This is a genomic window from Comamonas sp. E6 (assembly GCF_001010305.1).
In the GTDB taxonomy this organism is placed as follows: domain Bacteria; phylum Pseudomonadota; class Gammaproteobacteria; order Burkholderiales; family Burkholderiaceae_C; genus Comamonas; species Comamonas thiooxydans.
The window spans coordinates 26,196-40,066 of the sequence record NZ_BBXH01000003.1 but is presented as its reverse complement, the minus strand read 5'-3'; the positions used below and the strand labels follow the sequence as shown (position 1 = coordinate 40,066).

Annotated in this window: 8 protein-coding genes; 6 read left to right on the top strand and 2 right to left on the bottom strand. The window is 62.2% G+C overall.

Features of this window, described 5'->3' with window-relative positions; all coding sequences use genetic code 11:
• Window positions 1-22 precede the first annotated feature (22 nt).
• Together CSE6_RS00595 and CSE6_RS00590 are read right to left on the bottom strand one after the other, a co-directional pair.
• The gene (locus CSE6_RS00595) at window positions 23-661 is read right to left on the bottom strand and encodes a TetR/AcrR family transcriptional regulator (protein WP_034354146.1); all 639 of its coding nucleotides are present in this window, start codon (window positions 659-661) and stop codon (window positions 23-25) included.
• 170 nt (window positions 662-831) lie between these two features.
• A complete protein-coding gene (locus CSE6_RS00590; RefSeq protein WP_034380827.1) occupies window positions 832-1,332 on the bottom strand; it encodes a flavodoxin family protein in 501 nt (166 codons plus the stop codon).
• Between the two features lie 552 nt (window positions 1,333-1,884).
• Here CSE6_RS00590 and CSE6_RS00585 point away from each other — a divergent pair.
• The 6 genes from CSE6_RS00585 to CSE6_RS00560 all read left to right on the top strand — a co-directional run bounded on the left by CSE6_RS00585 (window position 1,885) and on the right by CSE6_RS00560 (window position 13,830).
• On the top strand, window positions 1,885-5,016 hold the full coding sequence (locus tag CSE6_RS00585) for an EAL domain-containing protein (protein ID WP_059439700.1): 3,132 nt from the start codon (window positions 1,885-1,887) through the stop codon (window positions 5,014-5,016).
• A 51-nt stretch (window positions 5,017-5,067) separates the two neighbouring features.
• A complete protein-coding gene (locus tag CSE6_RS00580; protein ID WP_034354139.1) occupies window positions 5,068-5,397 on the top strand; it encodes a YnfA family protein in 330 nt (109 codons plus the stop codon).
• A gap of 252 nt (window positions 5,398-5,649) precedes the next feature.
• Complete coding sequence (gene smc, locus CSE6_RS00575; protein WP_034380825.1) at window positions 5,650-9,177, top strand: chromosome segregation protein SMC; 3,528 nt, start codon at window positions 5,650-5,652, stop codon at window positions 9,175-9,177.
• 36 nt (window positions 9,178-9,213) lie between these two features.
• Window positions 9,214-10,563, top strand: coding sequence for a cell division protein FtsZ (locus CSE6_RS00570; protein WP_034354132.1), 1,350 nt, complete (start codon window positions 9,214-9,216; stop codon window positions 10,561-10,563).
• A 63-nt stretch (window positions 10,564-10,626) separates the two neighbouring features.
• Window positions 10,627-12,753 (top strand): NAD-dependent DNA ligase LigA, encoded by a 2,127-nt coding sequence (ligA, locus tag CSE6_RS00565; RefSeq protein ID WP_059439671.1) that lies wholly within the window; start codon window positions 10,627-10,629, stop codon window positions 12,751-12,753.
• A 30-nt stretch (window positions 12,754-12,783) separates the two neighbouring features.
• Complete coding sequence (locus tag CSE6_RS00560; RefSeq protein ID WP_012838693.1) at window positions 12,784-13,830, top strand: patatin-like phospholipase family protein; 1,047 nt, start codon at window positions 12,784-12,786, stop codon at window positions 13,828-13,830.
• The last annotated feature ends 41 nt before the right edge of the window (window positions 13,831-13,871 follow it).

Below are 13,871 nucleotides of genomic sequence, written 5' to 3'. Positions count from 1 at the left end.
TGAATTTTCAACGCGCCAACACTCAAGGCATCTTGAACAGCAGAGCCACCTGAAGCCGGAACAGGGTTCCGGCATTCATGGGCACTTCGGGATGGATGACGGTGTTGTTCATCATGGCCAGCCACAGCGGCGCAAGCAGCAATTCGGGGTGCTGCACCAGCTCCGGCGCCTTGAGTTCGCCGCGTTTGGCGGCCAGCTGCGCGAGCCGGGTGAAGTGCTCGAGCAAGGCATCGTGCACGTAACGACGATACATCTGCGCCAGCAGTGGAAATTCCAGGCCTTCGGCGACGACCAGCCTGGCCGTTGCGGAGCGGCCGCTGCTGTCTATGACTTCCGCCGCGGCTCCCACTGTGCGCAGCAGATACTCGCCCACGGATTCATGCTCGTGCATGGGGCTGGACTGCAAGGCCACGGCGGCCGAGGCGATATGTGTCTGGATCACGGCCTCGAACAGGGCTTCCTTGCTGTCGAAATAGCGAAACAGCGTGACCTTGGACAGTCCTGCGCGCTGTGCAACCGACGCCGTGGTGCCACGCGCATAGCCGTGTTCCAGAAATTCTGCAAACGCAGCCGCCACGATGGAGCGGCGTGTGGCCTGGGTCTTTTGCGGACTGGGGCCGCGTGGCGTGCGCTTGGGGCGTTCGGTGTCTGGTTCAATCATGGACGCAAGAGCTGGTGAAGTCGCAGACTATGCCTGCTTGGGAGCGCGCTTCAGGGCAAAGCATGCGCGAGCAATGATGGCACATTTATACAACTCGATTCGAAGGCTCCATTCTTGCCTTTGTATGGAGCCTGTCCTGCCCGGAATGATGCGGGCAAACCCTTGTTTTTCTAAAAAATGCCCAAGGCCAGTCCCGTGGCCAGCGATTGCCCCAATTCTTCGCAGCGCTGCAAATCGGCGGCCGGTATCTGTTTGGGGGCGAGTATGGCCTCCGGCGTCTGGGCATGGGTGCAGATGATGAGCGGTTCTGCCACGGCCTTCAGGCGCCAGCCGGTGGCAATGCGTTCCATCTGCCTTGCTGCGTTATGACCGTCGCTGCCGGCGCAGACCAAACTGGCATAGGGGCGGCCCTGTATCCGGTCGAGCACGCCGTAATAGCTTCGATCGAAGAAATCCTTCATCAGACCGCTGATGGCGGCCAGATTCTCCGGCGTGGCAAACAGATAGCCCTGAGCTTGCAGCAGGTCTTGCGGGCCGGCCTGGGAGGCGTGCAGCACGCGGACCTCGACGGATTCCTCCTGCCGGGCGCCGGTGCTGGCCGCTTCAACCATCTGGAGCGTGCCGCCGGTCAGTGAGTGGTAGACGATCAGCAGGGTCGTGCGTTGTGACATGGTTGCTTTATTGCCGGTGGACAAACCGCAGGCGCTTGCAGGCGGGAATAACCGGGTACAGCGCTGTGGTTCTGCTTAATTGTTGCTAAAAAGATACGGGCTGTCGTGGTTTGTGATGCGGCCTGAATGGGACTAAGCTCCGACAAATATTGACATTTGTCAATTTTGCGACCTGAGGTTGCTCTTGATTTTGCAGCGCTTTGTAATGGATATACAAGCTTATGCCTATGATTTGATCTAAATCTAGACGCAATCATGCCAAGGCTTTCAGGGTAATCACTTGGTGTGAATGTTCTTTGGATGTAGGTTTGCTCCTACAAACTATGTCGCTCCTCATGTTGGCTCATGGTGCTGCAGCCTTTGCTGCAAGGTGCCACTGTCGACTGGAGCCGCCTCGCAACTCAGGAATCTTGTGTCTTTTGCATGTCGCAATTCGCAACGCAGCCAGTGATGAAAGTGCGTAAACCTTGGTTGGCGCTGCTGGCATTGGGTTTTGGAATTTCCTGTGGCAGTTTGGGGGGCTGGATGCTCCATCAACGCCAGGAGTCGCGCATGCAACAGCGCTTGCAGCTCAGTGCCGATATGGCGACGCGAGCTCTGGAGCAACGCCTGGGCAGCTATGACCGTCTGCTCGTCAAGCTCGCCGAGCAAATGGCCAGCAATGCGGATGCGGGCCAGCAGGTGTTTGCCCAGCATGCCCATGCTCTGCTCAGTCAGGATAGTCTGGTGGGGCTGCAGGCCCTGAGTCTGACCCGTGCGCTGACTGCGGAGCAGCACACCGATCTTGCGCGTGATTCACAGGCCTTCGAGGTTTCCTACGTCTGGCCGCTGATAGGCAACGAGGCACTGGCGGGAAGCAACGCGCGTCAGCCGGCGGCGGCATTTCATTCCTTGATGCAGGCGTGGAACTCTCGCCAGATGTCGATGTCGGTTCCATTTCGCTTTCTGCAACTGCCCGATAGTCCCAAGGGCGTGGTGTTGCGGGCTCCGTTGTGGGCTGCAGCAGAGGAGGGCGGCGCCGCCAAATCTTCAGTAAAGCCGCTCGGGACGCTCAATGCCCGGATCCGTCTGGGCGAATTTGCGAGGGGGCTGGTTCCGGCCAACCTCTACCCTCAGGTCGCCTTCAAGCTGGTGGATCTCAGCCCAGCCGACCCATCGCCAAAGGCCGGTGGGGACCACAGGAGACTGACCACGCCGCTGTCGATGCTTGCTGGCGGCTCGGAGATCTTGTTCACTGGCTCGCTGTGGGCGGAGGCGGAAACCCATCCTGAATTTGCCCTGATCAAGCCGCTGGAGCGGCAGATACAGGTGTATGACCGCATCTGGTCGCTGCAGTTCAAGCCAGCGCTCAGCACTCAGAGAAGGTTTGAGAGGTATCTGCCCTGGCTGGTATTGGGCCTGGGTCTGCTGGCGGGGCTGGTGCTGGCAGCCTGGGTCTCGGGCTGGTGGCAAAGCCGCTGGAGCTGGAGCCGGCGCCTCAAGTTCAGTGCTCAGGCAAGGCAGGATAGTGATGCACGTTTTCATGCCATGTGCGAGCAGGCTGCCATGGGCGTGCTCGAGCTTGATATCGCCACGCGCAGCGTACTCAAGGTCAACCAGCATTTCTGTCAGTTGCTGGGCTATGAGGCCCAGGAGATTCACAGACGCAGCGTGCTGGAGCTGGTCATGCCCGAAGACCAGGCGCACTGTGCGCAACTGCTTGAAGGACTGGACTTGCAGCAGTTCCAGCACAACGCGGGCGAGTTCTGTCTGCGTTCCAGGGAGGGTGCGCCAGTCTGGGTTGAACTCAATGCGTTTCTGACCGGACGTCATGAATCGCGGCGCCTGCAGGTGCTGGTGCAGGACATCGGCGGGCGCAAGCGCCTCGAGCAGATGGAGCGGCTGGGTCATCAGCAGTTGCGCAATCTCATGCAAAGACTTCCGGTGGGTCTGGTCATGGAGGATCTGGATGGGCGCCTGGTCTACTGGAACGAAGAGTTTCTGCGTCTGGCCGGCCATGGGGGCAAGCCCGGCGTATCAACCCAGCAGTGGTGGGAGCGCATGTTCCCCGATGCCGCTGAGCGCGAGCGCGTCATCCAGCGCTGGGAAGTCGCCAAGGCTCAGGCCCGCCGGACGTTGCAGCTGCGCCAATCCGAGCGTGTCGACGATGTGCAGGCCCAGTGGGACGAGCTCGCCACCGAGGCGTCGGCCTGCACGGTGTCTGCGCAGACGTTGATGCTCAGTGGGGTAGACGGTCTGCGCCGCCCGGTTGCGGTCAGTGCCGTGTTGCAAGCCGAAGGGTGCTTGATGGTGCTGCAGGATCAGAGCCAGCGCATGGCGGCCGAGCAGGAGGTCCGCCGTCTGGCCTTCTACGACGCCTTGACTGGCCTGCCCAACCGGCGCCTGCTGGCTGATCGGCTGCAACAGGCTCTGGCTGTGGCGCAACGCAAGGCCCATTTTGGCGGTGTGGTGCTGCTGGATATCGACAACTTCAAAGCCTTCAACGAGACCTATGGCCTGGATCAGGGCGATTTGCTGCTGCAGTCGATGAGTCAGCGCATCCGTGGTCTGCTTCCTTCAGGGGCCACGATTGCTCGTCAGGGCGGCGATGATTTTGTGCTGCTGATCGAGGACCTTGGCAGCGATTCCGTGGCGGCTGCCGCCAGGCTGGAGCAGCAGGCCGACCAGTGGCTGAGCCGTTTGCGTGAGCCCATAGAGATCGGCGGCATTCCGCGCTCCATCACCGTCAGCATGGGTCTGAGCCTGTTTGGCGAGCCAGAACTGACGGGTGAAGAAGTGCAGCGCCGCGCTGAAATGGCCATGTACCAGGCCAAGAGCCAGGGGCGCAATGTCAGTTGCTTCTTCGACCCCCAGCTGCAATCGGCGCTGCAGGAGCGTCGTACGCTTGAGCAGGACATGCGTGCCGGTCTGCAGGCCGGTGAATTCGAGCTGTTCTATCAACCCCAGGTGGAGATGGGCAAGGTGATTGGCGCCGAAGGTCTGCTGCGCTGGAAGCATCCTGAAAAAGGCTTTGTCCCTCCTGCGCATTTCATTCCGCTGGCCGAGGAAACAGGCGTCATCCTGCCCCTGGGCGACTGGGTGCTGCAGGCCGCCTGTCAGCAACTGGCGACGTGGGCCAAGCACCCCCGTTATGCGCAACTGGTGCTCTCGGTCAACGTCAGCCCCAAGCAGTTCCATCAGAGCGGATTTGTCGAACAGGTGCTCAAGGCGCTGGCCGAGCATGGAGCCGATGCTCGTCGGCTCAAGCTGGAGCTGACCGAAGGCATGCTGGTCTCCGACGTGGACGACGCCATCGCCAAGATGATGCGTCTGAAGTCCTACGGCATCGGATTTTCGCTGGACGATTTTGGTACCGGCTATTCCTCGCTGTCCTATCTGAAACGGCTGCCGCTGGACCAGCTCAAGATCGACCGCAGTTTTGTGCGTGACGTGCTGACCGATCCCAATGACGCGGCTATTGCCCGCACCATTGTGGCTCTGGCCAAGAGCCTGAGTCTGCATGTGATCGCCGAAGGCGTGGAGACCCAGGCGCAGTGTCGTTTTCTCGAAGGCATACGCTGCTATGCCTGGCAGGGCTATCTGATGAGTCCGCCCGTGCCCGTCAGCGAGTTCGAGAGCCTGGTCACCAATGGCAATGTGCCGGGATCTCTGACGCCGGCTCTCAGTCCGGTGTCCATGCGTTGAGGCAGTCCATGCTCTCTACAATGCCCGCATTTCGCTGTGTGAGAGATTGAATTGCCTGAAATCAAGACCCTGTTGCTATTTGTTTTGACCGCCGTGGCGGAGATTGTGGGCTGCTACCTGCCCTGGCTCTGGCTCAAGCAGGGCGGCAGCGCCTGGCTGCTGCTGCCCGCTGCGGTCAGCCTGGCCTTGTTTGTCTGGCTGCTGACTTTGCATCCCTCGGCATCGGGTCGTATCTACGCGGCCTACGGCGGCATCTACATCAGCGTGGCGCTTCTGTGGCTGTGGCTGGTGGATGGTATCAAACCCAGCGCCTGGGATATGGCAGGGGTGGCCGTCTGCCTGCTGGGTGCGGGTCTGATTGCTTTTCAGCCGCGCACCTGAGGCGTCCGCTGCTCTCTTACTCGATCAAAATCTGCCCCAATCCCTTGCCGATCCTGCGCAGGCAGCTATGGTTTGCGTGTATGCAGCAATCTTGGCTGACGAGGGGGCAGGCCGCGTTATGATTCCCGTCTGTTGACGGTTGCGAGCAAGAACAGGGCTTTTTCAAGTTTTGCGTTTGTGCAACCGCTTTTGCCGTTTGTCTTTCCCAATCACAAGCCTTTGCTGGCCAGCCTCTAGACCGACACCGACACCGTGCGCCTGAACTCCATCAAGCTCTCCGGCTTCAAATCCTTTGCCGAGCCCACCAATTTCATTCTGCCGGGGCAGATGGTCGGCGTGGTGGGGCCCAACGGTTGCGGCAAGTCCAACATCATGGATGCGGTGCGCTGGGTGCTGGGGGAGAGCAAGGCCAGCGAGCTGCGTGGCGAGTCCATGCAGGACGTGATCTTCAACGGCACCACGCATCGCAAGCCGTCCAGCCGTGCCAGTGTGGAGCTGACCTTCGACAACAGCGACCACCGTGCCGGCGGTCAGTGGGGGCAGTTCGGCGAAATCGCCGTCAAGCGCGTGCTCACGCGCGAGGGCAACAGCAGCTACTTCATCAACAACCAGCCCGTGCGTCGTCGCGACGTTCAGGACGTGTTTCTGGGTACGGGTCTGGGGCCGCGTGCCTACGCCATCATCGGTCAGGGCACGATCAGCCGCATCATCGAGTCGCGTCCCGAAGAGCTGCGCCTGTTCCTCGAAGAAGCGGCCGGGGTTTCCAAGTACAAGGAGCGTCGTCGTGAGACGGAAAACCGCCTCTCGGCCACGACCGAGAATCTCACCCGTGTGGAAGACATTCTGCGCGAGCTCAATGCCAATCTGGACAAGCTGGAAAAGCAGGCCGAAGTTGCGGCCAAGTACAACGGCCTGAACGCCCAGGTCACGCTCAAGCAGCATCAACTGTGGTTCATGAAGCGGGCCGATGCCGAGGCCGAGCAGGACCGCGTGCGTGTCGAAGGCCTCAAGGTCGTCAACGAGCTCGAAGAGCGCATGGCCGATATCCGCAACAACGAGAGCGGACTCGAGACCCTGCGCCAGTCGCACTACGACGCCAGCGATCAGGTCAATCAGGCTCAGAGCAAGCTCTACGAAGCCACGGCCGAGGTCGGCAAGCTGGAGGCCGAAATCCGCTATGTGGTCGAAGGCCGCCAGCGCGTGCAACTGCGTCTGCAGCAACTGGCCGAGCAACTGCTGCTGTGGAGCAGCCGCAGCGAAGAGGCCCAGGGCGAGATCGAGAACATCGAGGGTGCGGGCATGGATGCCGAAGAGCAGGCCGAGATGCTGGCTGCCCAGCTCGAGGAGCAAAGCACCCGCCTGCCCGATCTGGAAGATTCTCTGCATAAGGCGCAGAAAGCCGATGCAGACCAGCGCAACTCGGTGGTGCAGGTGCAGCAGCAGATTCAGGTGCTGGCCGCCGAGCAGCGCAGTCTCGATGAGCAGCGTCGCCAGTTTGAAACCCGTTACGAACGTTTGCGGGCCGACCGCAATGCACTGGAAACGCCGGACGAAGCGCGCCTGAACAATTTGCAGGCGCAACTGGCCGAGGCGCAGGAGCTGGCCGAGATGGCCGATGCCGTCCTCAATGAGTTGCAGGATAGCGTGCCGCAACTCGATGAGGATAGGCGCGCACGTCAGCAGGCCGTGAATGCCGAAAACAGTCGTCACGCCGATCTGTCGGCGCGGCTCGATGCGCTCAAGGCCTTGCAGGAAAAGGTCAAGACCGATGGCAAGCTTCAGCCCTGGCTGGCCAAGCATGGGTTGGACGGCATGCAAGGCCTGTGGAGCCGCATAGCCATCGAGTCGGGCTGGGAAAATGCGCTGGAAGCCGCACTGCGCGAACGTCTGGGTGCGCTGGAAGTCGGTCGCCTCGACATGGTGCGCGGTTTTCTGGGCTCGGGGGGGCTGGACGCTCCGCCGGCCCGGCTGGCCTTCTTCAGCCAGGCTCAGGCCGCGGGCGCACCTGCGGCTGCGCGCTTTGCGCGTCTCAGCGATCTGCTCAAGATCAATGACGCCGGCCTGCGCGCCGTGCTGGTGGACTGGCTGACGGGCTGCTATACCGCGCCCACGCTCGACGAGGCTCTGGCCAAGCGTGCCGATCTGCAGGCTGGCGAGACCATTTATGTGCCCACCGGCCATGCGGTGACCGCGCACAGCGTGACCTTTTATGCGCAGGACTCCGAACAATCGGGGCTGCTGGCGCGGGCGCAGGAAATCGAGCACCTGGAAAAGGAAGTCCGCGCCCAGGCGCTGATCGCCGATGAATCGCGTTCGGCCTTGGTGCGCGCCGAAAGCGCTTACGCCGATGCCTCGCAGCGTCTGGTGTCCGCACGCCGCGAAGCGAGCGAGTCGCAAAGCCGTGCCCATGAGCTGCAGGTCGAGACCTTGCGCCTGTCTCAACTGGCCGAGCAGGCGCGGGCACGCAATGCGCAAATTTCGGCGGATCTGTCCGAAGTCGAAACCCAGCTCTCCGATATCGAAGAGCGCAAGGTCGCCGCCGAGGCCCGCTTTGAAGAGCTGGACATGCAGCTGGCCGACAGCCAGGAGCGCCATGCCCAGCTGGGAGATCGCGTGCTGGAGGCCGAGCGCCGCCTGAACGAATCGCGCGAGCAGTTGCGCAGCCTGGAGCGTCAGGCCCAGGAGGCGACCTTCTCGCAGCGCACGCTGCACGCGCGTCGCGCCGAGCTGTCGCGCACCATCGAAACCGCCAGCCAGCAGGCCAAGTCCCTGGCCGAGGAGCAGCAACGCGCTCAGGACGAACTGGCAAGACTGTCTGATGCCGCAGCGCAGGGCGGCCTACAGGATGCGCTGGATCTGAAGATGCAGCGCGAAAAAGACGTCGCCGAGCGCCGCAGCGAATATGAGGATCTGACCAACAAGCTGCGTGCCAGCGACGAGCGCCGCCAGAGCCTGGAAAAGGCACTGGACCCGCTGCGTCAGCGCATCACAGAATTCCAGCTCAAGGAGCAGGCTGCGCGCCTGGGTCTGGAGCAGTACAGCAATCTGCTGACCGAAGCCGAGGCCGATCTGGCTGCTGTGGCTCAGTCGATTGCCGAAGGCAATGTGCGCATGCACGGCCTGCAGGGTGAGATCGACCGCCTGCACCGCGAAATCCAGGCTCTGGGGGCCGTGAATCTGGCCGCGCTGGATGAGTTGACCCTGGCGCGTGAGCGCAAGACCTTCCTCGATGCGCAGATGGATGATCTGACCAAGGCCATGAACACCTTGGAAGAAGCCATTCGCAAGATCGATGCCGAGACGCGGGATTTGCTGACCGGCACCTTCGACATCGTCAATCGCCATTTTGGCCGCATGTTTCCCGAGCTGTTCGGTGGCGGTCAGGCCAAGCTGGTGATCACCGGCGACGAGATTCTCGATGCCGGGGTGCAGGTGATTGCCCAGCCGCCCGGCAAGAAGAACCAGACCATTCACCTGCTCTCGGGCGGCGAGAAGGCGCTGACCGCGATTGCGCTGGTGTTTGCCATCTTCCAGCTCAACCCAGCGCCATTCTGTCTGCTGGACGAGGTGGATGCGCCGCTGGACGACGCCAATACCGAACGTTATGCCAAGCTGGTTTACAGCATGAGCAAGGGAACCCAGTTCCTGTTCATCAGTCACAACAAGATCGCCATGGAGATGGCCGAGCAGCTGATTGGTGTGACCATGCAGGAACAGGGCGTTTCACGAATTGTTGCGGTGGACATGGAGTCCGCCCTCTCCATGGCTGAGCTATCCTGAGCCCGGTCATCCCCTATTGAAGAACCGTTTTCTCACATGAGTAACTTGCAAATCAGTCTGGCCGTCCTGGGTGTGGTGCTGTTGGCGCTGATCGTTGCCTACAACTCCTGGACTGCGCGTCGCAATGCGCCCAAGCGGGCCGAGCCTGAGGAAGAAAGCACAGATCCTCAGCGCCTCGAGCCCGGAATGAACACCGTCGGTCATGGTGCGGACCTGACCAAATACCAGCATGAGCCCGTGCTGGGGGATTTCGGCAAGGCCATTCCCGGTACCGAGCCCCTGCAGATGCCCGAATCCGCAGGTCGCTTTGCCGAAGCCGATGCCGAACTGGCCCGCCTGGTGGCGCGCGAAGCCCATGAGGAAGCGCAGCGTCAGGAAGCCCTGGCGGCCGCCCAGCACAAGGCCGAGACGACCGAGGCTGCGCATGCTGTGGAGGAGGTGAACGCTCAGGGCACGGATGCAGCCATTGCAGCAGTGACCGAGCAGGCCGCGCAGGCTGTGGAGCCCGTGTTGACGGATGCTCCTCTGGCCGCTTCGATTCCTCCCGCGCCGTCAGTGGAGCGACGCGGCCATCTGGATGCGCTGATCGATGCGATTGCTCCGATCACCGTGGCCCAGATTGTTCCTGGTGAAGTGGCCTTGCAGGCCCAGCCCAGTACCCGCCGTGCCGGCAACAAGCCCTTTGCCATTGAAGGCATGAACCAGGACAGCAAGCAGTGGGAGCCGTTGCAGACCGGCCAGCGCTATCTGGGCTTTCAGGCCGGTGTCCAGCTGGCCAACCGTACCGGTGCCCTCAACGAGATCGAGTTTTCGGAGTTCGTCACCAAGGTGCAGCGCTTCGCCGATGCGCTGGGCGCCATGGCCGACGTGCCCAATATGCTCAACGAGGTCTCGCGTGCACGCGAGCTCGATCAGTTCGCCAGCGAGCACGATGCGCAGCTGAGCTTTATGCTGCGTGCGCGTCAGGCGTCCTGGAGTGCTGGTTATGTCCAGCAAAATGCCCAGCGCCTGGGCTTTGTCATCACGCCCATGCCGGGCCGCATGGTGCTTGCCTCCCCCATCCAGGGCCTGCCTCCGGTGCTGGTGCTGAACTACGACCCCCAGGCCGCCATGGGCGATGATCTGGATCAGTCCGTCGTGCGCGAATTCCTGCTCAGCCTGGACGTGGCCCAGGTGCCGCGTGGACAGCAGCCGTTTGCGCGCCTGCGTCAGGTGGCGGAGCAACTGTGCCAGACCATGGACGGCGTGCTCTGCGACCAGAACGGCTATCTGCTGCCGGTTTCGGCACTGGACCCGATTCAGCATGACCTGGAGCTGCTCTACGACAAGCTCGACAGCGCAGAGCTGTCGGCCGGCTCACTTCTTGCCAGAAGGCTTTTCAGCTAAAACAAACAGGCCAACAATGTTGGCCTTTTTTATCCCCGACCTTGAATTTCCAGCGGGCAGAGCATGACCGAGAATTTAGATCTTTTTTCCGCTGAACCCCAGGGCCAGAAAGCGCCAGCAGCTGTCAAAAATGGGGTTCCTGAAAGCGTGATGGCCAAGGCTGCCGCGTTGCGCTCCCAGCTCAACCAGTGGGCACATGAATACTATGTGCTCGATACGCCAACGGTGCCCGACGGGGAATATGACCGCGTTTATCAGCAACTCGAAGCACTGGAGGGGGCTTACCCCGCACTCGTTACACCGGACTCTCCCACGCAGCGCGTGATCGGTGCGGTGCTGGACGGTTTGACTCCGGTTCGCCATGCCGTGCCCATGCTGAGCATCCAGACAGAGACCGATAATGAGGCCACGGGTGCCATTGCCTTCGACCAGCGTGTGCGCAAGGAACTGGGGCTGGATGAGTCCGCTGCAGCCATCGAATATGTGGCCGAGCCCAAGTTCGATGGCCTGGCCATGAATCTGCGTTATGAAAACGGCAGCCTGGTGCAGGCCACCACGCGCGGCGATGGCGAGGTGGGGGAAGACGTCACGCACAATATCCGTACCATTCGCCAGATTCCACTGATCCTGTCCGCAGGCCGCGATGTACCGCCCGTGGTTGAGGTGCGCGGCGAGGTGCATATGGCCAAGGCCGATCTGGACAAGCTCAACGCGCGCCAGCAGGCCGCAGGTGCCAAGACCTTTGCCAATCCGCGCAATGCGGCGGCCGGATCGGTCCGTCAGCTCGACTCGAATATCGCGGCCCAGCGTCCGCTGTCGTTCTTCGCCTATGGTCTGGGCGAGATCACGCCGCCGGAGCAGGGCGGGCCGGACTTCGGCACGCACTACGCCATGCTGCAGACTTTGAAATCCTGGGGCTTTCCGGTTGCACCGCAAGTCAGTATTGCGCTGGGTGCTTCTGAACTGGTAGCGTTTCACGAGCGCATCGGTGCCGAGCGCGCCAATCTGCCCTATGAAATCGACGGCGTGGTCTACAAGGTCAACAGCCTGGCACTGCAGCGTCAGCTGGGCTTCAAGTCGCGCGAGCCGCGCTGGGCCGTGGCGCACAAATATCCGGCGCAGGAGATGCCTACGCTCATGGACGCCATTGATGTGCAGGTGGGGCGCACGGGCAAGCTGACGCCCGTGGCCCGCCTGGCTCCTGTGCAGGTGGGCGGTGTGGTGGTGACCAATGCCACGCTGTCCAATCTGTTCGACATCCGCAAGAAGGGTGTGCGCGTGGGCGATCAGGTCATAGTGCGCCGTGCGGGCGATGTGATCCCCGAGGTGGTGGGACGGGTGCCGGGCGAGCGGCCTGCTTATGTGCCCAACTTCCGCATGCCCAAGACCTGTCCCATCTGCGGCAGCGAGGTGGTGCGTGAAAAAGGCGAGGCCAACCACCGCTGCACGGGCGGCCTGTTCTGTGGCGCACAGCGCAAGGAAGCAATCTTGCACTTTGCTCACCGCCGAGCCATGGACATCGAAGGTCTGGGCGACAAGCTGGTCGATCAGCTCGTGGATGCCCAGGTGGTGCGCGTGCTGCCTGACCTTTACAGGCTGGGCCTGAGCTCGCTGGCAGCGCTGGATCGCATGGCCGAGAAATCCGCCCAGAACGTGCTGGCAGCCCTGGAAAAATCCAAGAGCACCACGCTGCAGCGCTTTCTGTTTGGCTTGGGCATTCGCAATGTGGGCGAATCCACGGCCAGGGATCTGGCCAAGCATTTCGGCAAGCTCGACGCCATCATGGACGCCAGCGTGGAGGAGTTGCTGCAAGTCAAGGATGTCGGGCCGGTGGTGGCCGACAGCATTCACACCTTTTTTGCCCAGCCCCATAACCGCGAGGTGGTGGAGCAACTGCGCGCCTGCGGCGTGCATTGGGAGGAAGGCGAGCCAGCCGAGAAGGCGCCTCAGATTCTGGCCGGCCTGACCGTGGTGCTGACCGGCACCTTGCCCACGCTGGGCCGCGACGCCGCCAAGGATATGCTGGAGGCGGCGGGTGCCAAGGTCTCGGGTTCGGTCAGCAAAAAGACCAGCTATGTGGTGGCCGGGGCCGAGGCGGGCAGCAAGCTGGCCAAGGCCGAGGAACTGGGCGTGCCCGTGCTGGACGAAGCTGGCATGCTGGCCCTGCTAAGGGGCGAGCAGCCCGGTTGAGTCGACTGTAGAAGCAGCAAGGAGGGCTACATGAACAAATTGCGACGCAAACCCGTTGTGGGCCTGGCCCTGGGCAGCGGCTCCGCAAGAGGCTGGGCGCATTTTGGCGTGCTGCGCGCGCTGCGCGAGGCCGGTGTCAGCCCCGACATCATCTGCGGCACTTCCATTGGCTCATTGGTCGGTGCAACCTATGCCGCCGGCGAAATGGATGCCTTCGAGAGCTGGGTGCTGGGCCTGGGCAAGCGCAAGGTCTTCGGCTTCATGGACTTCAATCTGGGCGGCGGATTGCTCAAGGGCGAGAAGATCATCGAGTTCTGGCGCGAGAATTTCGTCCAGGAAACCGTGGAGCAACTGGGCACGCCATTCGGCTGCGTGGCCACCGATCTGCAGACAGGTGCCGAGGTCTGGCTGCGCAAGGGCTCGATTGCCGAAGCCGTGCGCGCATCCATCGCCTTGCCCGGCCTGTTCACTCCGGTGATGCGAGAGGGGCGGCTGCTGGTCGATGGCGGTCTGGTCAACCCGGTGCCGGTGTCGCTGGCGCGCGCCATGGGTGCGGACATCGTCATCGCCGTCGATTTGAATGCCGACATCATGCGCAGGCATATGAAGCCCGTTGACATGAGCGAGAGCGAGATCAACCTGCATTCCCGCGAGCTCAGGGTCTCGCAGCTGCATCTGGATGAGGAAGAGCCTCCGGTGCCGCTGGGCCAGATTCCTGAAGCGCTGGCGGCGAATGGCTCACCGCTCGGTTGGGCGGGCGCATGGATGCGCAGCATGACGAGCGTGAAGACATTGTCCTCATCCGTCATGCGCAGGGGGCGCAAGGGGGAGGGCGATGCCGAGGACGGGGATTCTGTGCCTGTGCCCTCGCTGGTCAATGTGGTCATGGCCAGTGTCAACATCATGCAGATGCGCATCACCCGCAGCCGCATGGCGGGTGACCCGGCCGAGGTGCTGATTGCTCCGCGCCTCTCGCATGTCGGGCTGATGGACTTCTACCGGGGGCGCGAGTCCATCGATGAAGGCTATGCCGCAACCCAGTTGGCGTTGCCCGCGCTCAAGGACTGGGGTCTTTAGCCCGGAGTGCGCACGGCTCTGGAGTGCCGAGCGCAGCCTGC